Here is a 24,391-nt window from a genome sequence, read left to right on the forward strand (position 1 = left end):
TGTGTTATGTTAAGTTGTATTGTCTTTGATAAACTGGTTAAAAAATCACTGTTTTTTTTATCAGCATTGACTTTGGGTATGCAAGCTGCTAGCGCTGGATATTTGGTTAATTTTGGTGACCCTAAGGCGGCAAGTTTTCAAGAAGCCATCAGTAAACAAAATGTACATATTGTACAGTTTGGTGACTCACATACCGCAGGTGATACTATGACTGAAGCGTTAAGAGAGCGTTTGCAAAGTGTGCTTGGTAAAGGCGGTATGGGCTGGGCAATGCCAATGTATTTTAGTGGTCAAAGAATGGCAAGATTTGGCTATGATAACAAAAACTTTTCTCCAGTTTCTAGCCGTACGGTTCAAAGTGGTGATTATACCGCAGGTGGGCTGATTGCCAGACCTAATGGTTTAGGAGCAACGTTGACGCTTAAAGCCAAACAAGCCGAACCCATGCAAAAAATGTTGGTCAGTATTAAACAAGCACCCAGTGATGGTAAGTTTACTGTAACGGACGCATCAGGACGTATGATTAATATAGAAGTACCTCATAAAAACAATACTTGGCAGCTGGTATCTTTTGATGCAAAATTGCCCATTACCATCTACAATGATGGCGCACGAAATACGGATATTGGCGGTTGGTGGGCGCTGAGCGCTACAGGTAGCGGCGCAACGGTTTCAGCAATTGGAATCAATGGAGCAGAGCTTTCCCATTGGAGTCGTTGGAATAAAAACGCTTGGCAAAGTGAATTGGGTAAAATATCACCAAATTTAGTGGTGTTCGCTTACGGGACAAATGAAGCATATAATAATGTTTCAGCCGAGACCGTTCGTTCGGTTTTAACTCAAAAAATTCGTGAAGTCCGCCAAGCGACACCGCGTTCAGCAATCTTGGTATTAGGCGCGCCAGAATCGTTGAGAGGCACAAGTGGTGGCTGTGGTACGCGTCCCAATAATTTAACTGCGATTCAATATGCACAAAGAGAAGTTGCTCAAAATGAACGCACACTATATTGGGACTGGCAGGGCGCAATGGGCGGCAACTGTTCAATGAAATCATGGATTAATAGTGGTAGAGCATCTAAAGACGGGGTGCATTTTAGTGCGGTAGGCTACACAGCGCTAGGTCAGATTTTGGCGGATGATTTGCTAAGTTTTGGACGTTTGGGTGGACAGCCTTATGTGCCAACAACTCCAACGGTGAGCCATGGCGGACAAATTAAACCAGACCCAATCCCAATTAATATACCAAAAAATCACGGCTCAGGATTTATTAGTCAGCCAAATGGTAATGGTAGAATTTTTATTCGTGAATAAATCATCTAAATTCTATAACAATTATTTAGGTAATCCAATGGCTTGGATTGCCTATTTTTTTGATATATCGAATCAGTTTAAGTTGTATCATGGTTGATTTTATTAGTATTTAATCAAGAATTAATCAAATATTTTATGATTTTAAAGATAAAAGCGTCGTGTAATAAATTAATTTTTTCTTTCAATATTATTTTTTGATTGTCTTAAAATTAATGCTTGGCGGTATTTAGATAAAGTAAGTATTTTTTTTAAAAATATAGCCATTTTTATATAAAATAAAATTGAGAAGTCTTAAAATTATCGTTATAATCTTGGCGACTAGTTTTTAATGATAATATTTTTTAATTGGGGCAGTGTATGACCACTCAAGTAATTCCTTTTAACCAACTTGGCAGACACGATGTAGAAATTGTTGGCGGTAAAAACGCATCTTTAGGGGAGATGATTAGCCATCTGCAGCCTTTGGGTGTCAATGTTCCTAACGGTTTTGCAACAACTGCTGACGCATTTAATTGTTTTTTAAATGAAACTGGACTTTTGGATAAAATTAATGCCGAGCTTCATACATTGGATGTTAATGATGTAGAAGCGCTGGCCGCTACAGGTAAAAAAATTCGTGGATGGGTAATTGAACAAACGCTTCCTAAGTCTTTAGAAGATGAAATTCGTCATTCTTATCAAGAGCTTACAGGTGGCGAAGATGTGGCAGTTGCAGTGCGTTCATCGGCGACAGCTGAAGATTTACCCGATGCATCTTTTGCAGGTCAACAAGAAACTTTTTTAAATATTCGCGGCATTGACAACGTACTTGTCGCCATCAAGGAAGTATTTGCTAGCCTTTATAATGACCGTGCAATTGCGTATCGGGTGCATAAAGGTTTTGAGCATCAAGGCGTGGCGTTGTCAGCAGGTGTTCAGCGTATGGTTCGCTCTGAAACTGGAACATCAGGGGTGATGTTTAGCATTGATACCGAAAGTGGTTTTGATGAAGTGGTTTTTGTTACAGCAAGTTATGGCTTGGGCGAAATGGTGGTTCAAGGGGCTGTAAACCCTGATGAGTTTTATGTTTCAAAAATTTTATTGGACCAAAATCGTCCCGCAGTCATTCGTCGTAACCTAGGTTCTAAAGAGCGTAAAATGGTTTATGGTGATGAAGGCAGTACCGCTAAATCCACCAAAATTGTTGAGGTAGAAAAAGCAGACCGCAGTCAATTTGCATTAAGCGATGATGAATTGTGTGTTCTTGCCAAACAAGCCATGATTATTGAAAAGCACTATGGCTGCCCAATGGATGTGGAATGGGCAAAAGATGGCGATTCGGGTGAAATTTTTATTGTTCAAGCTCGACCCGAAACAGTAAAATCTCGCCAAGACAAAGGCAAAATGGAACGCTATTTAATTAATTCTAAGGGTGCGAAAGTATTAACTGAAGGGCGTTCCATCGGTCAACGTGTTGGCAGTGGCAAAGTTCGCATCGTGCATAATTTAGCCGAAATGAGCAAAGTGGAAGATGGCGATATTTTGGTTTCGGATATGACCGATCCAGATTGGGAACCTGTAATGAAACGCGCCAGTGCCATTATTACCAATCGCGGTGGACGAACTTGTCATGCGGCAATTATTGCTCGTGAGCTTGGCGTGCCTGCAATTGTTGGTTGTGGTAATGCAACAGAGACTTTAACTGAAGGGCAAGAAGTAACAGCCTCTTGTGCTGAAGGTGACACAGGGTTTGTGTATGAAGGGCTGATAGATTTTGAAATGCAGTCTAATACCATTGATGCTATGCCAGAACTAGCCTTTAAGGTTATGATGAACGTAGGCAACCCTGACAGAGCGTTTGATTTTGCACAGATTCCTAATGAAGGCGTTGGTCTTGCTCGGCTTGAGTTTATTATTAACCGTATGATTGGCGTGCATCCAAAAGCCTTGTTAAATATGGACAGCCTACCCCAAGAAGTGGTTTTAGCAATCAACGAACGCATTGCTGGCTACCCATCACCTATAGATTTTTACATCAATAAATTAATTGAAGGCATTGCAACACTGGGTGTGGCGTTTCGTGATAAACCTGTAATTGTGCGTATGAGTGATTTTAAATCCAATGAATATGCTAATTTAATTGGTGGTAAATTGTATGAACCATCAGAAGAAAACCCCATGTTGGGTTTTCGTGGAGCCAGCCGCTACGTGTCAGAAAATTTTGCTGACTGTTTTGAGCTTGAATGTCGCGCTTTAAAATACGTACGCGATGAAATGGGTTTAACCAATATCAAAATTATGATTCCATTTGTGCGTACTACCAAAGGTGCTAAAGCAGTCATTGAACTTTTGGAAAAACACGGATTAAAACGTGGTGAAAATGGATTGGAAATCATTATGATGTGTGAGTTGCCAACTAATGCCTTACTTGCCGATGAATTTTTAGAATATTTTGATGGTTTTTCCATTGGCTCAAATGACCTAACCCAACTAACTTTAGGGCTTGACCGTGATAGCGGTATTGTGTCGCATCTGTTTGATGAGCGTGATTTAGCGGTGAAAAAACTATTATCCATGGCGATTGAAGCGTGTAAAAAACAAGGTAAATACGTTGGTATCTGCGGTCAAGGACCTTCTGACCATCCAGATTTAGCAAAATGGTTAATGGAGCAAGGCATCAGTTCAGTATCATTAAACCCTGATACAGTGCTTGATACTTGGTTGTTTTTAGCCAAATAGTTGGTTCTTTTAATCAGCCTACTAAGGAGAAACGTATGAAAAAGGTGGCTTTGATTTGTTTCTTGGCAATATGTGGTTCTAATGCTTTTGCTGATTTTCAATCGCCTGATGGTAATGTCATCTGTGGTGATATTGGTGGTATGTTAATGTGCCATTTGCATAAACAAGACAATAAAAAACCCGCTCTTCCCAAACCAAAAGACTGTGATGGTGATTGGGGTGATATGTTTTCTTTGGAGGCTCGTGGTAAGGCAAAAATAGAGTGTAGTTTTGACTATCCTTTTCAGACACAAGGTGTAAAGACCTTGTCTTATGGTAGCTCAATAAAAGGCAGTGGATGGCAGTGCATGAATGAAAAAACAGGCATGACATGTAAAAACAACCAAGGTCATGGGTTTACACTAAACCGCAAAAAACAAACTCTATTTTGATTCATCATGCATCAAAAAGACAGCTGTAATTAGCTGTCTTTTTTGTTGGCCTATTTTATAATAGGTGTTTTAAATTGATAAAGAGACAATATGAAAAGTCATCATTTTAAGCGCTTATTTAATCCATACGCTTTACATGCTCCAAAGGGATTTGTGCCAATTGATAACACACCCATATATTTAGAAATTGGTGCAGGTAAGGGCAAACACGCGCTGTTATTTGCCAATCAAAATCCGCAGCAAACTTTATACGCTATCGAACGAACGGCAGAAAAATTTCATACTTTTGATAAACTTGCCAAACAAGCCAAATACAATAATCTTATTCCTATCCATGCTGATGCAATTTCATGGGTGGTTTATGGTGTTTTTCCTCAACAAATTAAACAATGTTTTATTTTATATCCCAATCCAGAACCACATAATAAAAATCAGCGTTTTTTAAATATGCCATTTTTTGAATTTTTATTATCACGTTTAACAGACAATGGGCAAATTATTTTGGCAAGCAATATAACTGAATATATCAATGAAGCAGAACAATTATTAAAAGAAACATGGTGTTTGAATTATCAAAAAATAAACATTCCAAAAGACTCTAAAAGAACGCATTTTGAAATAAAATATTTGCAAAGAGGTGAGATGTGTCAAGAATTAATCATCACTAAACCTACGCATTACCAAACTCGTTTTGATAAGATATTGCCACTTGGACTAAATAATGAATAATTCTCAAAATACAAAACAAAATTTCACTCAAAAAACCGTTGCAATTATTGGGGCAGGTGCAGGCGGTTTGATGGCGGCAGATTTTTTGGCTGAGTATAATGTCAATGTGGAAGTTTATGAGCAAATGCCAAGCGCAGGGCGAAAGATTTTATGGGCAGGCAAAACAGGTTTAAACATTACCCATAGTGAACCAATGACCGAGTTTGTCCGTCGTTATACACCAAAAGATTGGCTAACGCCTTTTCTGTATAAGTATTCTAATCAGTGGCTAATACGTTGGTTTGACAAGCTTGGGATTCAAACTTATATTGGTTCGTCGGGCCGTGTATTTCCCGTTGAGATGAAAGCATCTAAATTTTTACGAGCATGGCTTTTACGTTTACTAAAACATAATGTAAACTTTTTTTATCGTCATTCTTGCATTGAAATTGATAAAAATACATTAAGATTTTTAATAAAACAAAATAACCAAGAAAGTATTTTTATGAATAAAAAATTTGATGCGATTATTTTGGCTTGTGGTGGCGTTTCTTACCCCCAGTTAGGCAGTAACGGTATTTGGCAGCATTGGTTTGATAAAAAACAAATCAGTCCTTTGTATGCAAGTAATGTAGGTATTACAAAGACATGGTCAGATTATATGAAAATATATTTTGGAAAACCATTAAAACGTGTTGATATTTGGCTGCAAACAGAAGCTAAAAATGCCGAAAAGAAACATGGTGATATTATTATTAGCCATTATGGTATGGAAAGTGGGTTGATTTATTATTATAATCAGAAAATGAGAACACAGTTCAATAAAAATCATAAAATAACCATTTATCTGGATTTATTGCCCAATAAACACATTAATGAGATTAAAAAAATATTGTGCCATCAAACAAAACAATCTTTAAATACTAAACTATGTAAAACTGGTTTGGATGATGTTAAAATCGCTGTGTTAAGGGAATGTACATCAAAAAATGATTGGCAAGATGGTGATAAAATGGCGAAATTTATTAAAGAATTACCAATCGATTTTGATGGCTTTCGCCCAATTGCCGAAGCCATTAGCACTGGTGGTGGTGTTAAAAAAGACAGCTTAACCCATAATCTGCAATTAGTATCCAATCCATTTGTTTTTTGTGCTGGAGAGATGCTCGATTTTGATGCGCCAACTGGTGGCTATTTACTAACTGCGTGTTTTGCTACAGGTCGAATTGCTGCAGAGGGCGTAGTAAAATATCTAAAATTAACTAAATCAGCGTAAAAAACAACCATTTTGTAAAAAATAACCTACTTGTTTGGCAACTTTTCTATTGGTTAAAAAACCCGAATGTGTTACAGGCATCACCAAGTAATCGCTTGTGGTTGGTAAGATGCTTTCAGATAAAAAAACCGTACCATCGTGGTCGTTTTTTATACCGTGTTTGTACTGATGGTATAATAAGAATGGTAAACCCAACCCATAAGGTTTGTTGCCAGCAATTACGCCAATATCAACCCCTTCAGGTAAGGGTAAGCAATGACCATCAAGCGCTCCTTCGTAGGATTTTCCAATAAGCCAAGGAATCAGACGCTTGGTATAGTCAGCACATAAACTGCCTTGGTGTGGCGTGCCTAAGGTAACCGCTCGCCCTATTTGCCATTTGGGGTAACGAGCGATAAAATCACGCAGCACCAAGCCACCCAAACTGTGGGCAACAAAATTTAAGGGTGCATTTGGATTATGATGGATATTTAGCCAATCATTTAAACCTTCAGAATGGGTAGCGATACCGTCTTTTAGACAATGATATCCATGGCAATGTACAGTGAAACCATCTTTTTTTAGACGATACGCCAAAGGATACATGGCGTAACGATTTTGGTGCAATCCATGGATTAAAATGGTGGGTGTGGTTGTCATAGAAAAACCCATCAAGGGCGGGTAAATTTAGTTTTTACCGCGATAAGTAATGCGACCTTTGCTCAAATCATAAGGGGTCATTTCAACTTTGACTTTATCGCCTGTCAAAATGCGAATGTAGTGCTTGCGCATTTTACCTGAAATATGAGCAATAATCTCATGCCCATTATCGAGGCGAACTTTAAAAAGGGTGTTGGGTAGCGTGTCAATAACTTCGCCTTCAAATTCAATGATATCGTCTTTTTTTGCCATAAGTGTCAAAATGAGAAATTAAAAATGCGTATTCTACCTTAAAATCACAAAAAAAGCTATGTAAATAAATAGGGTATTTGGATTTTATTTCGGTAGGTTTAGCCAAGTTGGTGTGAGTGGTAAATCAGGCAACATTTTTTGAAAGTTGTCAGGATAATAAGCATTAATAAAATAAAGACCGTCAGCCGATGCTGTTGGCGGTGCTAGACTGCGGTTTTTAATTTGGATGAGTGTTTTTAATTCATCTAAGGTCATTTGTCCTGTACCCACTGCAAATAAAGCTCCCATGATGTTTCTAACCATGTGATGTAAAAACCCATCAGCCTGAACATCTAACACCAAAAACGCACCATGACAAAATAAATCAATCTTTGACAAGGTGCGAACAGGCTGATTTGATTGACAAGCCGCCGCCCGAAAGCTGCTAAAATCGTGCGTACCTAGCAGCAGTTGACAGGCTTTTTTCATGTTTGGAACATTTAATGGCTCGTAAAAATGGGTAACTTGATGACGCAAAATAGCAGGGCGATAAGGTTGATTTAAGGTGACATAACGATAGCGTCGAGCAATAGCAGAAAACCGCGCATGAAAATCAGACGGCATTGGTATTAGCCAACGAATTGCAATGTCATCAGGAAGTAGACTATTAGCACCGCGAATCCAGTTATAAGCTGAGCGATTGGCGGTACTAACAAAATGAGCAATCATATTGCTGGCATGAACTCCTGCATCGGTTCTGCCTGCAGCAATCACCTCAATAGAGTGATTGGCAATTTTGGATAGAGCGGTTTCTAGTTTTTCTTGAATGCTAATAACTTCTTCTTGGCGCTGCCAGCCGCGATAAGCTGTGCCAATAAATTCAATCCCAATGGCGTAAGTTTGCTTAAATTGAGGGTGATTCATAACCATTCCATGCAGATGCGTTCAGATTGCCACTGACAATCAGCCATAGCAGTTTTCCATAAATACCTGCCACACCAAGTTCGCCACCACTTAAAACACCGTGTTGGTATTGCCAAGAGCCTGCCTGATAAGTTGTGCTTACTCCGCCAAGCATGCACATACTCGTGCAAATAACAGGAATTTGACGTTGATATAAATTTTCTAATTGAGCAATCAATTTGTCAGTTTTTGTAATATTGCCAGCTCCAAAGGCAATTAAAATAACAGCATCAACATTATGCTCAATAGTACTTAATTCGTGAATCAAATGATTGGGGTTGTTTGGTAATAAATAAATAGCACGAATGTTGATGGCGTCTATTTTTTCGGGATTAGTCAAAATGGCATGATGAGTTGGTGGATATGAATAAACTTTTGGCGTAGTGGATTGCTGGATTGGTGTGCCAACAAACGCATTGTTATCATGGCTGTGCAATTTTTGGGTATTATTTGCCCAAAATGTTTGCCCAAAAAAATGCACCATCACACCCACATTGGTAAGGTTTGCAATGGAGTTTGATAAATTTTGCCATGCATCACTATCGTCATTGATAACATAAGGCAAGGCATCACTGATAAGTAGTGGCTGCATGGCTCCTGTAATGATAAGGCTTAAATCAGGTAAATCTACCAATGCGTTCGCTAAAAACGCGGATACAAAACTCAAGCTATCAGTCCCAGTTAATAATACGCAGCGTCTAAGCCCCTTTTGATAAGCATTTTTGATAAGCTGATAAAAGTGCACAAAATCACTAGGCGTTAAAGCGCTACTATCTTTGACAATATCATTGTCTAACACCATGACTTTATTAGTGGTTTTTTTATTAATGAGTTCTTGTAAAATCGGTAAAAATACAGGTGATGGCAAAGGTTTTAAGGGTGTGCCATGGCTACCAAAGGTGCCACCTGCGTAAATTAAATAAACAAGATTGGAATCCAAAATCATCAAGCAGCCAATTTTTAGATAAAATTGGCTGCCATTATAACATCAATCACCCTAACATCAAATGATTTAGTGTGTCTGTAAGTTGTTAGGTCAAATTAATGATTAAACCTTCGGCACTGGTTTTTTGTTCCAAATTGCCATCATTGATTACTTCAGTTAATAGGCGTTTTGCGCTATCATATTCGCCAAATTGTAAATATTGTTTGGCAAGTTGCAATGTAATTTCCACGCCATCAGTAATATTATCTAAACCACCAATGTTATCAGCAGTTTCTGCACCAAAAGGTGCAAGAGTTGACTCTTCTGGTTGCTTTTCAACCTCTTTTTCCGTTATGGTTTCACTAACAGTAATTTTGTCTTCTTCAGCAGTTTTGACAATTTCAACTGGAACTTCAATGATCGGCGTTTCTGATTGAACGGCAGCCAGCGCATCAGTTTCTGGTGTGATGCTAATTTCAATAGGAATTTCCAACGATTTATCGGCTGTAACGTGATCAAAAGAAAGACTATTAAAACTAAACTCATCATTAGGTTTGGAAGCTAACTTGTCATCATTAAACAATAAATCGTTAGCAGTGTCGTCAGTGTTATGGTTGATTTCTTTAGAAACGGGTTCAACGGTTAAAGGTTCAACAGTGGTTGTTTGTGTTTGTTGTAATGCGCTGTCATTGGCAAAGTCAATGTTATCTAAATTTTTATCAATTTGAGTTTCTACACGTACTGGTGTAACCTCAATAATAGGCATTTCAAAATTGATGCTAGCGTCTTCTTTAACTGTATTTTGGTTATTTGCAGTGAATGAATTGTCCGCTTTTATGGTCGATGTTTGAAGATTTTTTTCATCAAAATCAAAATCAATGCTTAAATCATTAAATGTATTTTGGGGTTTATCATTATGATGGGTTTTAGAAATATCTTCTTGATTTTGAACTAAGTCTTTAGTTTTTACATCTGTTTCTGCAATATCCAATTTGGGTTTGTCAAAATCCAAGGCAAACGTAAAATCAAAACCTTCTTCAGAATCATTTTTGTTGTCGTCAGATTTGATTTGAGGTTTTTGAGCTTCTAACTCTTTTATTGGAACCGATGTCTGATGGCTGGTAGTCTCTGTTGTTTCTAAACTCAGTCCGCTAAAATCAAATGTTGTTTGTTCTTTTTTAAGCTCAACCTCTGTCTTGATTTTTGAATCAGAAGATAATGACAATGAGTCAAACTCTGTTAATGTATCACTGGATTTAGCAATTTTTGCTGGTTTATCTGTTTCTAAATCAAGATTTAAATCATTAAAATCAAATTCTGCTTCAAGGGAATTTTCCAGAGTAGGTTGTTTTGGCGTTGTTGTGGTTAAATCCAGATTTGGTGTATCAAAAGTAGGTTTATTTGGTTCTACAGAAAACTCATTTTTAGATGTTGTATTGTCTAATGGCAATAAATCAATATCATCTTTGGTAGAGGCAGCAGGTTTTTGGATTTTGAGTGTTGGTGATTGGGTATTATCAAATGACAAATCCAAATCCAAAAGCATCTCAGGTTCATTATTTTTAGATGTTGACGTTTGAACGGATTGTGTAGGTTGAGATGGTTGTTCATCAAAATCTAATGAAAAATCCAAAATGGGTTCTTCATCGGTAATAGCGGAGCTTTTTGAGGGCGTTGTAGGTTTTTGGATGGGTTTTTCTTCAGTGACAAATTCCAGTGTCTCAATATCTATTTTATCTTGTTTGGCAGTTTGTGCTCGATTGGCTTCTGGTTTTGCTGCAGTCTGAGTTTGCAAACTGACCATCTCTTCATCAATTAAGGATTTACAAAAATCCGCCTCTTGAATGGTTTTTTGGTCAGCAATTTGATGGATTTTTTGGTGTAACTGATTAAAAGCTCCATATTGTTTGGTCACACCATAAACTTGCAATAATTTCAGCATTGCTGCCATATGACGTGGATTAGTCATTAAAATCCGTTTTAGTTCGCTAACAGCAGATGTATAATCTTGATTATGTAAGTAAACATCCACATTTGACAACGGGTCTGGTTGTTCAGGAAGGGTATCTATGGCAGGCTCGGCGCGCTTTACTTTAAGTGTTTTGTTGGCGTCTGCTAGTCTGGGCTGAGTGTGTCTACGTGATTGTAAGTGCTGTACAATAAACCATCCACCCACAGCAATCAAAATGATAGCGATTAATATAAGTATAATTTTCATAAAATCTCCAATAAGCAAAAACGCCAAATAAAAGCAAGCCGCTAAGGGTGAATTGTATCACACCTTAACTGCTTGCTAAAACCACGCCCGTATTTATTTTGTATTTTTTAGTGTTTTTAAACGAGCTTCTAGTTCGGCTAATTTTTGGTTTTGCAGTTGCAATTTTTGAGCAGCAACAGACAATTCTTGGTTTAAACCATTAACACGCTTGGCGCTTGCCGCTGTCTTTTGGCGGGTATTTTGTAAAGTACCAACCAAATTACCAGTTCCACCAGCGCTGGCATTTTGTGTCGCAACAGTGTTCGTACCAGTGGCTTTACCTTGTTGAGTTGGTGTTACCAAAGTAACCTGGGCTTTTGGCAGAGCTTTTCTTGCAGGTTTATGAACATTTTTGCGATGATGAACTTCTGCTTTAATGGCTTTACCTGTCTTGTGATGAACCTCGCTCTTTTTGCCTTTTTGAGTGCTGCGAGCGGTTGTTTGTTTTTCAACATGACGTTTGGTATTGATTGCTTCTTGAATTGCCTTTTGTGATGGAATGGTTTTGTAATCAGGCAGTTGTAGGTTTGCATTGGCTTTTAGGTGGCTCATTTTGCCGCCTTGGAATGCATCTGGATTTACCGCATGAATGGCTTTCATCACGTCGCCAACTTTTAAGTTGTTTGCCTTGGCGATTTGATTGGCAATACTCCAAAGATTGTCACCACTTTGTACTTTATAACTGCCTGTACCAGCCTGTGGGGTTTGACTGTTGTCAAAATCGTCAGTTTCGCCTACTTCTTTAAGTTGATGTGCTTGCTCTTTTAAAGTTCTAGCTTGAACGTTGGTGTTTTCAACTTTGGTTTTGTTGGAGGATTTTTTACCTACAGTTGGCGGTGTTGGTGTTTGAGCGGTATCAATCGCATCAGAAGTGTCGTATGCGCCTGCAATTGGTAGGTTTTGATAAGGGTCAGATGCTAAAATTTGACCGTTGGTTTCAGGTAGTGTAAACGAACTTCCAGAAGGTAGTGGCATCAATAAGGTCTGTGGCTCAATCACTTGTTCGCCGTTGTTGTTTAAATTTAAAACAACATCGGCAAAAGGTGTAGCAATTGGGCTTTTAGAACTGAGGATAATTTGACCTGAGGTTGCTGACGTTGGAGTAAAATGTACAGAAATTTTAGCGTCTGCGCTTAAACCAAGTTGCTGATAAATATCGGCAGTAGCAACAGATGCGTTGAAATTTTTAGCATCAATATCAGTAACTTCAATGGTCGCAGACAAAGGCTCATTTTGCGATGATGTGACATTTGCTTGACCTAAAGTTACTGCATGAGCAGCAAGACTGGACGTACCAAGCAAAGAAACAAGTACTGCTTGATGAATTAGAGTGGTACGATGAGGTTTGTGCCAAGACATAATTATCCTTTATGGGGTTAAAAGTTAATATTTTTCCGAATATACACCGGCTTACTTCTATTTTATAACAAAATACACAATCAATTACCAATGGCTTGGGATGATAGGCAACTTTACTAGGTTAAGCTGCATCAATTAAGCTGACTTTTTAATTGAACTATATCTTAAAAAACCAGCAATGATTGGGTAAGGTAATACTGAGTTTTATGCAATCATCATGCCATAAAATTTTCTGTTGTACAAGTGATAAATGAATGATTTTATTATAAATAAAAAACCCGCCAAGTTTAGCAGGTTTTTTGGTCTGCAAAAATAATTAAATTCTGCCTTGAATGATAGCCAGCATACGACGTAGTGGTTCAGCTGCCCCCCAAAGCAATTGGTCGCCAACAGTAAATGCGGTTAAATATTCACCACCCATATTCATCTTGCGAAGCCGACCAACGGCAACATTTAGGGTGCCAGTAACCGAAACGGGTGTTAAGCGTTTCATGCTTTGAGCTTTGTCATTTGGTACAACGTCCAACCAAGGATTTTTACTGTCAATCAATGCTTGTTCAATTTGCTGTAAAGGAATGTCTTGTTTTAATTTAATGGTGAGCGCCTGACTGTGACAACGCATGGCGCCAATACGGACACAAATACCGTCAATATTTACAAGGTTATCGTCTGTTTTACCCAAGATTTTATTAGTTTCTACTTGTCCTTTCCATTCTTCGCGAGATTGACCATTTTCAAGCTGACTATCAATGTAGGGAATTAAACTACCAGCCAAAGGCGCACCAAAATACTGCGTTGGAAACGCATCTGAACGTTGAGTTTGTGCGATGATTTTATCAATCTCTAAAATTGCTGAAGCAGGGTTGGCAAGATTTTCGGCGACGCTTTTATGTAAAGCGCCCATGCCAGAGATTAGCTCACGCATATTATTGGCACCAGCACCACTTGCCGCTTGATAGGTCATGGCAGATACCCATTCTACCCAGTCGCGACGAAACAGCTCACCAATTGCCATGAGCATCAAACTGACTGTACAGTTGCCACCAATAAAGTCTTTTTTACCGTTTTTTAGAGCGTTATCAATCACATCACGATTAACCGGGTCTAAGATAATGATGGCTTCATCATCCATACGCAGCGAACTTGCCGCATCAATCCAATAGCCATTCCAGCCTTGCGTACGCAGTTTTGGGTGGATTTCTTTGGTGTAATCACCGCCTTGACAGCTAATAATGGCATCGCATTGGCTTAGGGCTTGAATGTCATAAGCATCCTGCAATATGCCAGCATCAACGCCAAAATTGGGCGCTTTGCCACCTGCATTGCTGGTAGAAAAAAACATGGGAGTAAAATGAGTAAAATCATTTTCTTCTACCATGCGGTTCATTAAAACTGAACCAACCATACCACGCCAACCAACTAAGCCAACAAGCATTTTATCTGCCATAATTACACTCTCTTATAAGCCAAAAAAGAAAACAACAACCAAACAGTCAATTTACTCTAAGGCTGATAACTATGCACTGTTATCTTCAAAAAATCAAGTATTTTTATCAATTTTCAAAAATTTGTCAAATTTACAAGATAATTTGTCAGATAAATCGGACAAGCTTTGATGTTTTTGACGACTATTTTAGATGATGAAGTTTTATATAATAGTCATACTCTACTATAAAGTAATAAAGGACTGTTTGTTTTTTTACACCCAAACCCAATTTTCATGAACTAAAATTGGGTTTTATTTAACGTTTTTTTATCAATGCTGATGAACTTCAGCGACACCGCGAGCAACCAGCGCTTCATGCCATGCTCCCAGATGCTGACCATCTCCAAAAAATTCTACCACCAATCCATGTTTTCCGCCTTGCACCAGCGTATCAAATTTGCGTAAAACACCTCTATCAGGCAATGTATGCGTATCAATACCCAGATAAATTTGAGCATTTAGTGTATTAGCGAGTGTAACAGCTTGTCTAATATCGTCTTTGCTATCAATCACCCCAACATTTTTGGCATCTGTACCTGCTCCAGCTTGATACCATTTTTGGTGTATCGCAGGTCGCTCAAGTGTTGCAACCAATTTGGTTTTGGTATCAATAACAGCTTTAGCAGGATTTGGACGAGAGGGTGTATAATCATCTTTATCAATAATGGTTTGACTGTATTGACGTAGTAAATTTTCGTAATAAAATAAGTTTTTATCAATCCGAAAACTGCCTTTAGCCTTGATGGCACAGTACAAGTAGGCGATACATCTTGGTAGTATCCCATACAGCACCACACTTGCTATCATTAAAATAGCCAAACTAGCAGGCGTGGCTTGATTGTTTAATAACTCAGCCGTTGTTGGTACATTTAGACCTAAAAAGCTAGGAATAATGGATAAAAGTGACAGTGCTTGTGCAAAATGCTCATTGCTTAATAGGGTGGATTCCCAAATAAAAGCATAACTTTTAAACAAAAACAAACCCAAAAGTGCCAATAAATTACCAAACAACCCAAACAGCCACACCTGGTGAATCAGTTTGCCAATTTGCCATTTACCACCGTCTTTTTGAAAAAATTCTTCTTGATAAATATCAAAAGCGGTTTTATCCAGCGGTTTTTGGGGGCGTAATTTATCAAAAATAAAAGACAGCCAAGAATAACTTTTGGGTTTTTTAAGTCTAATTACCCACCAAAAAAGCGTAAGAGTGTGCAAACCTAAAATGCTTAAAAATACGTAAAAGAAACTGACAATTTGTGTGCCTAAAAGCCCAAAAACTGCAAGATATCCCAATAAAAAATAAGCAATGTAATAACCACGTCGGGCAATTTTCATCAAAAATTCATTTCGATGTAACGCATTTTTTAAATGACCATCTGAATCAATCAGCTCAGCTCGTTTTACACAGCGTTCAAAGGCACTACCATCTAGATTTTTGGCGATTTTGGTGGCATCTTTTGGGCTTGTAGCAAAGATGTAATTTTGATTTTCTAGGCGGCGTACCATATCTAATTGTTTGTGAATAAGATTGGTGTGTTGGGTGGATTTGAGCTTTTGCATAATGATAACTTTTTATACAAGATTGGTGATACTGGGTTAAATAGCAACTTACAATTAAGCTGATTGCAGCTGAGTTAATTTCAATGTGGCTTCATCAAGCTTTTGGCGAATTTGTGGATTTTCGCTTGTAGCTAGTTGTTTGGTAAATTTTTTGATTTGATTGCGTAATTTTGCCATTTCAATGGTGTTTTTAGCTGTTTTTTCATCAATGATTTGTGCGGTTTGCCCATTTTGATTGATGGCGTTGCTTAAGCTGCTTTCTACGGTGCTAACGACAGGTTTTGCGCCATTGGTTATATTTTTAGCAACACGGTCAAGATGTCGATAGTAACGCTGACGTAAATGCTGCTGATTTTGATGACGTTCTTCATGGCTTGGATTTTCGTCAAAATCAACCAAGCTGATACAATCTACAGGGCAAGGCGGTAGACACAATTCACAACCTGTACACAAATCTGTTAAGATGGTGTGCATGTGTTTGGCGGTACCAATAATTGCATCCACTGGACAAGCAGGGATACACTTGGTGCAGCCAATACAGTCCTCTTCTTTAATAACAGCACGTACAGCTTTTGGGCGTTGGGTTGTTGGATTTAAAGGAAATTTACCCAACGTGGCAGGTAGTTTGTCGCGCATTATGCCATGATTTTGTAAAATGGCGAAAATCGCATCTGTAACCGCCTGACCGCCAGGAATGCACAAATTATGAGCTTGGGCATCTACTACAATGCTATAAGCATAAGGCAAACAACCATCTTGATGTGTGCATAGACCACATTGGGTTTGTGGTAAGACATCATCAATTTGGGTGATGGCGATTTGCTGATTTTCTGGCAACTCTTGAATTTTAAGAGTGTGAAATAAAATCGGCAAATTAGCGGACTTATTAGCAGTGTAAGTAATCATGAAAATCCATCAATATAACAATACAATAACAAAAATAAGACAACAACTACCAAAACTGTCTTATTATAACAATTTTTAACAAAATTAGTTAGAAATGACTAAACTTTAAGCGTTTTTTCTTTTAAAGCCAGTAGTTTATCGCGCACCTTTATTGCTTCTTCAAATTTGAGTTCGGCAGAGAGCGTTTTAATACGCTTTTCAAGACGATTGATTTCTTTGCCAAGTAACGTTGGATTGTACAAAATATCAACATCAATATCACCAAGCGCCTCCATGTTGATGGTGGGGCTAGCAACGTTTTCTACTTCGCCTGTATCTATTTTATCAGTGATGGTACGTGTGGCAGATTTTGGAGTAATATTGTGAGCGGCGTTATAAGCAAGCTGTTTGGTTCGGCGTCTGTTGGTTTCATCAATCGCTTTTTGCATGCTGTTTGTGATGGTGTCAGCATATAAAATAGCTTTACCATGAATATGTCGAGCTGCCCGACCAATTGTTTGGATAAGTGAACGTTCTGAACGCAAAAAACCTTCTTTGTCTGCATCAAAAATTGCTACCAAAGATACTTCAGGCATATCCAAACCCTCGCGCAATAAGTTAATGCCAACAAGGACATCATGCACGCCCGTTCTAAGTTCATGAATAATTTTCATGCGTTCTACGGTATCAATATCTGAATGCAAGTAAGCGACTTTTACGTTGTATTCTTTTAAGTAACTGGTTAAATCCTCTGCCATACGTTTGGTTAAAGTGGTGATTAATACACGTTCATTCAAAGATTTGCGAAGATTAATTTCTCCAAGCACATCATCAACTTGGGTTAAAACAGGACGAATTTCAATTTCAGGGTCAACCAATCCTGTTGGGCGCACAACTTGTTCGATGACGCTTTGAGCGTGAACTAATTCGTAATCGGCAGGCGTGGCCGAAACAAAAATTCGTGTGGGTACGATTTTTTCCCATTCTTCAAACGTCATAGGTCGATTGTCCAAAGCTGAAGGCAGGCGAAAACCATAGTTTACAAGTGTCTCTTTTCGGCTTCTATCGCCTTTATACATTGCGCCAATTTGGGGTAGGGTAACATGACTTTCATCTAAAAAAACCAGTGCATCTTTGGGCAAATAATCAAACAAAGTGGGTGGGCAGGCGCCTTGAGGTCTGCCTGATAAATGTCGCGAATAATTTTCGATGCCATTACAATAGCCAAGCTGCGTAATCATTTCCAAATCGTATTGAGTGCGTTCTTTGATGCGTTGAGCTTCTATCAGTTTATTGTGTTTATTAAAATATTCCAATCGCTCATTAAGCTCATCTTTGATGGCAAGACTTGCCGCTTCTAATTGTTCTTTTGGGGTAACGTAATGTGATTTTGGGTAGATGGTAATGCGTGGCACTGTTTTAATGCTTTTACCGGTCAAAGGGTCAAACCAAGTGATTTTTTCTACTTCATCATCAAATAAACGAATGCGTATTGCTAAACTTTCACTTTCAGCAGGGAAAATATCCAACGTTTCTCCAAAAACCCGATACGTTCCCCGTCCAAAATCAAGTTCATTGCGTTGATACTGTAATTCGACCAAGCGTTTGATTAAATCTTGGCGTGAAACGATATCACCAACCACAACATGAAACAGCATTTTTAGATAGCTTTGAGGGTCGCCAAGCCCATAAATTGCCGAAACGGATACTACAATAATTGCATCTCGTCTTTCCAATAAAGCTCGTGTTGCCGACAATCGCATTTGGTCGATATGGTCATTAATAGCACTATCTTTTTCAATAAATGTATCTGATGCAGGCACGTAGGCTTCAGGCTGATAGTAATCATAATAACTAACAAAATATTCTACGGCATTGTGTGGAAAAAAGGCCTTAAATTCTCCATACAACTGGGCTGCTAAAGTTTTGTTGTGCGCCATAATGATAGCAGGGCGATTACAGGCTTCAATAACTTTTGCCATGGTATAGGTTTTACCTGAGCCAGTAACCCCAAGCAGCAGTTGGTCTTTTTTTCCTTGGGTGATGCCATCAACCAGCTGTTTTATTGCTTCAGGCTGGTCGCCACTTGGTGAAAATGATGAAATCATCTTAAATGATTTTGAATTTTTTTTATCATCAAGTTGTTTGTTGAGCTGGTTTTGTTTTGTTTGCTCGTACGTGCTTTGGGGTAGTTTCATAACAAGGTAGATTCGGCAATAAAGTAAAGCGATTATAAGGATTTTTAGTTAAAATAAAACCCACTAGAAATAAATTTAGTGGGCTTATTTGCAACAAAATTTAACGAAAATAAATTACTTTTTAAGAATCTTGCTGATGGCTTCTTCCATTTTCTTTTGATTTTTATCCACATAGGATTTTACTGTATTTTTACTCGCCTCTTCAGCATTTTTTAGGTAAGTACTCAATAAAACCCCTTCTTTTTTTAGGGCGTTTTGTCCATCAACACTGCCATAAAAAGCAAGTTGGGCATCAATTTCTTTTTGATTGTATACGCTTTTAGCAGCAGATAAATATGATTTTTTTAAAGAAGCTTTGGTTTCTGGTGTATCCAAGCTTTTTAATAAACCTTCAGCATAATCATCGTAAAGTTTAATTGCTTGTTTGCGTTCCTCGTCACTAAGTTTTGGGTCATTGGCTACAATGTATGTTAATTTCATGCGGTCTTCTACTAAAGCCTCATTAATTTGTGCATAAAATAAGTTTTCATACGAACTGTATTTGGCAAGTTCTTCAACTGACTTGTCAGTAGGACTAGCAAAAGCTGAAGTGCAAATGACCATACTAGTTAGCATAAGTGTTTTAAGTAATTTCATAATCTACCTTTGTTACTAATATCAAAACAACATCAAAATGATTAAATCGGTTTAACCATCTTAAAAACGATGTTAAAAAAATCATTAGCCTATCAGGTTTTGATTAAATAGGCAAATGATAATTATTTATCTATTAGGGTTTTTGGTTTGCTGTTTGCTCGCTGGGCTTTTGTTCAGCTTTGCTTGGTGTAGTGTCGGTATTCATACCTGTTTTGATAAGCTCATCAGATAAGCTCACCCCTTGGTTTTGAGCATTTTTTGGGCTGACATACAAGGTCAGTGTATTCATTACCTCAGGTTTGATTTGATTGGCAGGCGTGCCGTCTAAGCTTTTGGCAACTAATTTTGCGGTGGTTAATCCAAAATCAAAATCATTCACTCCAAGCGCTGCCGTTGCTCCACGTCTGACTGAAAATTCATCAGATGCAATAACAGGGATTTTTAATTCATTAGCAACACCAACCATTGCTTCCATTGCTGAAGCAACGTTATTATCCAGCGATGTGTAAATCAAATCTGCTCGTCCACTTAAGGCGCGAGTAGCAGCAGCAACATCTGATGAGCGGTTGATAGGAATGTCCACCAAAGCCATACCATATTTAGGCAGTTCAACTTTTAGACGTTCTTTTAAAGAAACTGAATTCATCTCGCCTGAACTATAAACAAAACCAATGCGTTTGGCTTCAGGTTTTACTTTTTGAAATAACTCAATTTGTGGTTCTAAGGGTAATTCGCTGGATAATCCTGTGATGTTGCTCTGAGTGGCAATACCTTTATCGTCAATCAGTTTTGCAGCAACTGGGTCGGATACAGCGGTGTAAATAATTGGGATGCTTTGGGTGGCAGCAGCGATAGTTTGAGCGCTGGGTGTGGATATAGCAACAATAGCATCAGGACTGTCAGCGCTAAACTGCTTGGCAATTTGTCCTGCGGTTGCCATATTGCCTTGAGCGGATTGAAAATTAACCGTTAGGTTTTTTCCTTCTTGATAGCCTTGTTCGGCAAGTCCTGCAATTACCCCGCGACGTATGTCATCCAGTGATGGATGTTCAACAATGGCGCTAATGGCAAGAGTTTTATGAATTTCTTTAGGGGCGTTTGTGTTTTCTTGTTTTGCAGTTTCTTGGGTGCAGCCAAATAATAATGCACTGCATAAGGCAATGATGGGTAGCCTGTCAAACATACTGATGCTCCAGATTTTAAACTAGTTTTAAAGTTAGATTTACCAATAAAAAGTCATCAATATAAGCTAAATCCAAATATCGGTCAAGCATTAAAATTTTCTAAGCAAACCCCTTGTTCTTGTAGAATTATTTTTGCTGATTTGGGTAATTTTTCCCATAAAGCAAGTTTGGCATTGTTATCATCGCCATGAAATACCAACAAAATCAATGGCAGTACTTCAAAAGGCAAATCATCATTTTTTTGAGCAAGTGCCGCTAAATAGTACGCTGCGTCTTGGTCTTTATCAGCCATTACTCGTTGATAGATTGCCATCAATGCATGTTGGCTTACCTGACCTTTTTGCAAAATTTGATGAATGGCAGCTAAAGCAGTATTAGGTTTTTCACATAATTTAATGATATTTAAAGAAAAATGATTTATATCCATAATTAAAAAATCCGCTTATTATCCGTTTTTTTAGAAAAAGGCTGGATGTTTTTTGTGATGTTTTGAGCAATTTGCATGTAATATTGAGCAAATTCATCACCTTGACCATCGTAAGCAACAACGCTTGGTATGCCTTGGTCAATTTGTCTGCCAATACCAGCAGCCAGTGGCAATCTGCCTAAAAGCGGAATGTTGTACAGTTTACTCATCTCATCACCACCACCTTCACCAAAAATTGCTTCAGTATGACCGCAGTTGCTACAAGTGTGTAGAGCCATATTTTCCACAATACCCATGACAGCGATGTCAGTTTTTCCAAACAGTTCAACACCTTTTTTGACGTCAAGTAGAGCAATATGTTGTGGTGTGGTTACAATGATGGCTGCGGTTATAGGAATTCTTTGGGCAAGTGTCAGTTGAATATCACCAGTTCCAGGAGGCATGTCTATGATTAGATAATCCAGATTTGGCCAATTGGTTTGTTCATAAAGCTGCATTAACGCTCCTGTGGCTTTTGAACCGCGCCAGGCAATTGGTGTATTATCACTATCAATCAAATTACCAATGGAAAGTGTAGCAAGACCATAAACTTCAATTGGTACAAATTGTTCATTTTCTACTTGTGGTTTTACGCCAGCTACCCCCAACATATCAGGCACAGATGGGCCATAAATATCAGCATCTAAAATACCAACTCTTGCCCCAAGTTTTTTGAGCGCTAAAGCAAGATTAACACTGGTGGTTGATTTACCGACCCCGCCTTTACCTGAGGCAACGGCAATAATGTGGGTAATGCGCGGGTGCATAGGGATGTCTTTTTGTTTAGGAGCGGTTTTAGTGGGTTTGTCAATGGGTGTATGGGTGGGAATTTTTTTGGATGAATCTGGATGATGAATCTTGGCAGATGATTTTTTTGCTACAGCCACATTAAAATTAACTTCATGAATGCCTAGATTTTGACATTTTAGACAAATGGCTTGATATAAATCTTCCAAGGCTTTTTTGTTATCACCAACATCCAAAATATCAGTATCAATCATTAAATCAATATCTAAAACATCATTATGAATATTTTTTTTCTCAATATAGTGATGAAATGATTGATTGTATAGAGTGCATTCATCTAATATTTGATAAATTGCTTTTTCGTTGATTTTATTTTTTTTAAATGGATTAAACATGATTGAATTTTCCTCATTTATAAATGATGATGCCAATATAACGTTTGACAATTTAAATTAGTATTATTTTCTAAGGCATTTTCTGTAGTAGAATTATCTAAATCAGAATAAGTCAACAAAATAAACCCTTTTTTTATCAATTCCAAAACCGCTACAAAACTGACAATAACCCCAATTTTTCCTTGTTTTTTATCTAAAATTTCTTGAAAAGTTGCACAGCCTTTCTGGCTTAGGTAATAACTAATTTTGGCAATGCGTTCAGATAAGGGTACAGGGTCAATGCTGACCGTATGCATTTGATAATCAGGTTTGATTTGCATGGTAATTAAGCTGTCTACAAGTAGTTGAGCCGAATATTTTTGAATGGGTTTTTGATGGGTTTGTGGTAGATTGATGTAGGATAAAAAAACGTCGCGTTCAAGACGAATTAAATTATCTAACTGTTTAGCAGTTTCTTTAATTTGAGCATATTCTTCTAAACGCTGAATTAGGCGCGCTTTTGGGCTAATTTCATCACTAATATGGTTAGATTTAGGTAGTAATAATTCGCTTTTTATCGCAATAAGCGTGCTTGCCATTAATAAATAATCACCTGCCAACTCAAAATAACTTTCGTCTAAATTTTTAATATAATCCAAATATTGTTCAGTAATGGGTAAAATTGCCATTTCTAAAATATCAAAATTATTTTTTTTAACCAAATATAATAAAAAATCTAACGGCCCTGCAAATTGTTCCAACCAAATTGCAAAGGCTTGAGGGGGGATGTATAAATCATTAGGCAATGTATTGATGGGCGTATCAAAAATACGCACATCTTTAATATCGTAAAACTGGACTACAGATTTTTTATTCATAAGGTATTATTTTAATTTTGCTAAAGGTTTAATACCAATCGCTCTGCGAGTTTTATCCAGTTGTTTTTGAGCAGCTCGGCGAGCTTTAATTGCTCCCATTTGTAAAATTTCTTCTAACTCTTTGGGGTTATTCATCAATTCTTGATAGCGTTTTCGCATTGGGGCAATTTCATTGTTAATTTTATGAAATAAAATATCTTTGGCTTCGCCCCAGCCAATACCTGCCTGATAACGCTTGGCAAGCTCATCAATCTCAGCTTGGCTACCAAACGCTTTGTAAATTTCAAAAATATTGCAGCGATTCGGGTCTTTAGGCTCTTCAGGAGCTTGGCTATTGGTTACAATTTGAGCAATGGATTTTTTAAGAGCTTTTTCAGGGTCAATTTGTGGGTTACCATCGCCAAACAAAGGAATGGTGTTTCCGTAAGATTTACTCATTTTTCGCCCATCAAGTCCTGTTAAAAGTGGCGTACTCTCATCAACGACCGCATTTGGTAAGACAAATAATGGTTTGTATTTAAAATTAAATGTGCCTGCAATATCTCGCGCCATTTCAATGTGCTGAATTTGGTCTTTGCCAACGGGTACGTCAGTTGCACCAAACATTAAAATATCAGCACTCATCAGCACAGGATAGCTAAATAGCCCCATACTCACTCCGAAATCTGGGTCAGTATCGTCTTTTTGAGTATTGATATCAACCATTGCTTTATAGGCATGTGCCCGATTCATCAAACCTTTGGCACAGCTACAATTTAAAATCCATGCAAGTTCTGGAATCTCAGGAATGTCTGATTGTCGGTAAAAGGTAACTTTTTCAGGGTCTAAACCACAGGCTATCCAAGTTGCAGCAATGGCTTTGGTGGAACGGTGAATTTCTTCGGGGTCAAAGCATTTAATAATGCCATGATAATCTGCCAAAAAAAAGAATGCGTCTCCAGTATTATTTGCAATGGCTTGCTTGGCGGACAAAATAGCGGGACGAATTGAGCCAACATAATTGCCTAAATGAGGAATGCCAGTTGTGGTAATGCCAGTTAAAATGCGTTTTTTGCTTTTGATGTCAGTGTTTTGAGGGTTGGTTTGGTTCATACGATACTCAATGTGATAATTTGTGTTGATGAAATTTTTTGGCTTTTAAATGTTAAGTGATTTAAAA

21 protein-coding genes are annotated in these 24,391 nt (G+C 38.0%); 5 read left to right on the forward strand and 16 right to left on the reverse strand.

What is annotated here, in order from left to right; translation table 11 throughout:
- Positions 1-6 precede the first annotated feature (6 nt).
- The 5 genes from ACZBKJ_RS06295 to ACZBKJ_RS06315 all read left to right on the forward strand — a co-directional run bounded on the left by ACZBKJ_RS06295 (position 7) and on the right by ACZBKJ_RS06315 (position 6,444).
- Complete coding sequence (locus ACZBKJ_RS06295) at positions 7-1,311, forward strand: GDSL-type esterase/lipase family protein (protein ID WP_463200102.1); 1,305 nt, start codon at positions 7-9, stop codon at positions 1,309-1,311.
- A gap of 357 nt (positions 1,312-1,668) precedes the next feature.
- Positions 1,669-4,029 (forward strand): phosphoenolpyruvate synthase, encoded by a 2,361-nt coding sequence (gene ppsA, locus ACZBKJ_RS06300; protein WP_463200103.1) that lies wholly within the window; start codon positions 1,669-1,671, stop codon positions 4,027-4,029.
- A 35-nt stretch (positions 4,030-4,064) separates the two neighbouring features.
- Entirely contained in the window at positions 4,065-4,460 is a 396-nt protein-coding gene (locus tag ACZBKJ_RS06305; protein WP_463200106.1) for a DUF6636 domain-containing protein, read from the forward strand.
- 90 nt (positions 4,461-4,550) lie between these two features.
- On the forward strand, positions 4,551-5,189 hold the full coding sequence (locus ACZBKJ_RS06310; protein WP_463200107.1) for a class I SAM-dependent methyltransferase: 639 nt from the start codon (positions 4,551-4,553) through the stop codon (positions 5,187-5,189).
- Positions 5,182-6,444, forward strand: a complete 1,263-nt coding sequence (locus ACZBKJ_RS06315) for a TIGR03862 family flavoprotein (RefSeq protein WP_463200108.1) — start codon at positions 5,182-5,184, stop codon at positions 6,442-6,444. Before ACZBKJ_RS06310 ends, ACZBKJ_RS06315 begins: the two co-directional genes overlap by 8 nt.
- Here ACZBKJ_RS06315 and ACZBKJ_RS06320 read toward each other — a convergent pair.
- The 16 genes from ACZBKJ_RS06320 to trpS all read right to left on the reverse strand — a co-directional run bounded on the left by ACZBKJ_RS06320 (position 6,436) and on the right by trpS (position 24,324).
- Positions 6,436-7,083 carry an alpha/beta hydrolase gene (locus ACZBKJ_RS06320; protein ID WP_463200109.1) on the reverse strand — a complete coding sequence of 216 codons (648 nt, stop codon included), beginning with the start codon at positions 7,081-7,083 and terminating at the stop codon, positions 6,436-6,438. The two genes, ACZBKJ_RS06315 and ACZBKJ_RS06320, sit on opposite strands and share 9 nt — an antisense overlap.
- 27 nt (positions 7,084-7,110) lie before the next feature.
- Positions 7,111-7,335 (reverse strand): translation initiation factor IF-1, encoded by a 225-nt coding sequence (gene infA / locus ACZBKJ_RS06325; protein WP_078306721.1) that lies wholly within the window; start codon positions 7,333-7,335, stop codon positions 7,111-7,113.
- Between the two features lie 84 nt (positions 7,336-7,419).
- The gene (truA, locus tag ACZBKJ_RS06330; protein WP_463200110.1) at positions 7,420-8,238 is read right to left on the reverse strand and encodes a tRNA pseudouridine(38-40) synthase TruA; all 819 of its coding nucleotides are present in this window, start codon (positions 8,236-8,238) and stop codon (positions 7,420-7,422) included.
- A complete protein-coding gene (locus ACZBKJ_RS06335; RefSeq protein ID WP_463200112.1) occupies positions 8,219-9,223 on the reverse strand; it encodes an asparaginase domain-containing protein in 1,005 nt (334 codons plus the stop codon). The genes truA and ACZBKJ_RS06335 overlap by 20 nt, the downstream gene beginning before the upstream one ends.
- Before the next feature lie 85 nt (positions 9,224-9,308).
- Positions 9,309-11,420 (reverse strand): FimV/HubP family polar landmark protein, encoded by a 2,112-nt coding sequence (locus ACZBKJ_RS06340; RefSeq protein ID WP_463200113.1) that lies wholly within the window; start codon positions 11,418-11,420, stop codon positions 9,309-9,311.
- A gap of 93 nt (positions 11,421-11,513) precedes the next feature.
- The gene (locus ACZBKJ_RS06345; RefSeq protein ID WP_463200114.1) at positions 11,514-12,818 is read right to left on the reverse strand and encodes a type IV pilus assembly protein FimV; all 1,305 of its coding nucleotides are present in this window, start codon (positions 12,816-12,818) and stop codon (positions 11,514-11,516) included.
- Positions 12,819-13,134: 316 nt separating this feature from the next.
- The gene (asd, locus tag ACZBKJ_RS06350; protein ID WP_463200157.1) at positions 13,135-14,253 is read right to left on the reverse strand and encodes an aspartate-semialdehyde dehydrogenase; all 1,119 of its coding nucleotides are present in this window, start codon (positions 14,251-14,253) and stop codon (positions 13,135-13,137) included.
- 321 nt (positions 14,254-14,574) lie between these two features.
- A complete protein-coding gene (locus tag ACZBKJ_RS06355; protein WP_463200116.1) occupies positions 14,575-15,864 on the reverse strand; it encodes a DUF2868 domain-containing protein in 1,290 nt (429 codons plus the stop codon).
- 54 nt (positions 15,865-15,918) lie between these two features.
- Positions 15,919-16,770: an RnfABCDGE type electron transport complex subunit B gene (locus ACZBKJ_RS06360; RefSeq protein WP_463200117.1), complete on the reverse strand. Its 852-nt coding sequence runs from the start codon at positions 16,768-16,770 to the stop codon at positions 15,919-15,921.
- Positions 16,771-16,868: 98 nt separating this feature from the next.
- Positions 16,869-18,947: an excinuclease ABC subunit UvrB gene (gene uvrB / locus ACZBKJ_RS06365; RefSeq protein ID WP_463200118.1), complete on the reverse strand. Its 2,079-nt coding sequence runs from the start codon at positions 18,945-18,947 to the stop codon at positions 16,869-16,871.
- Positions 18,948-19,061: 114 nt separating this feature from the next.
- The gene (locus ACZBKJ_RS06370) at positions 19,062-19,583 is read right to left on the reverse strand and encodes a DUF2059 domain-containing protein (protein ID WP_463200120.1); all 522 of its coding nucleotides are present in this window, start codon (positions 19,581-19,583) and stop codon (positions 19,062-19,064) included.
- Positions 19,584-19,716: 133 nt separating this feature from the next.
- Positions 19,717-20,766 (reverse strand): ABC transporter substrate-binding protein, encoded by a 1,050-nt coding sequence (locus ACZBKJ_RS06375; protein WP_463200121.1) that lies wholly within the window; start codon positions 20,764-20,766, stop codon positions 19,717-19,719.
- 83 nt (positions 20,767-20,849) lie between these two features.
- Positions 20,850-21,194 (reverse strand): hypothetical protein, encoded by a 345-nt coding sequence (locus ACZBKJ_RS06380; protein ID WP_463200122.1) that lies wholly within the window; start codon positions 21,192-21,194, stop codon positions 20,850-20,852.
- 2 nt (positions 21,195-21,196) lie between these two features.
- Positions 21,197-22,375 carry an Mrp/NBP35 family ATP-binding protein gene (locus ACZBKJ_RS06385; RefSeq protein WP_463200123.1) on the reverse strand — a complete coding sequence of 393 codons (1,179 nt, stop codon included), beginning with the start codon at positions 22,373-22,375 and terminating at the stop codon, positions 21,197-21,199.
- 17 nt (positions 22,376-22,392) lie between these two features.
- On the reverse strand, positions 22,393-23,232 hold the full coding sequence (locus ACZBKJ_RS06390) for a segregation and condensation protein A (protein WP_463200124.1): 840 nt from the start codon (positions 23,230-23,232) through the stop codon (positions 22,393-22,395).
- Between the two features lie 6 nt (positions 23,233-23,238).
- Positions 23,239-24,324 carry a tryptophan--tRNA ligase gene (gene trpS / locus ACZBKJ_RS06395; RefSeq protein WP_463200125.1) on the reverse strand — a complete coding sequence of 362 codons (1,086 nt, stop codon included), beginning with the start codon at positions 24,322-24,324 and terminating at the stop codon, positions 23,239-23,241.
- Positions 24,325-24,391 lie beyond the last annotated feature (67 nt).

This window comes from Moraxella sp. I5G, assembly GCF_055193055.1.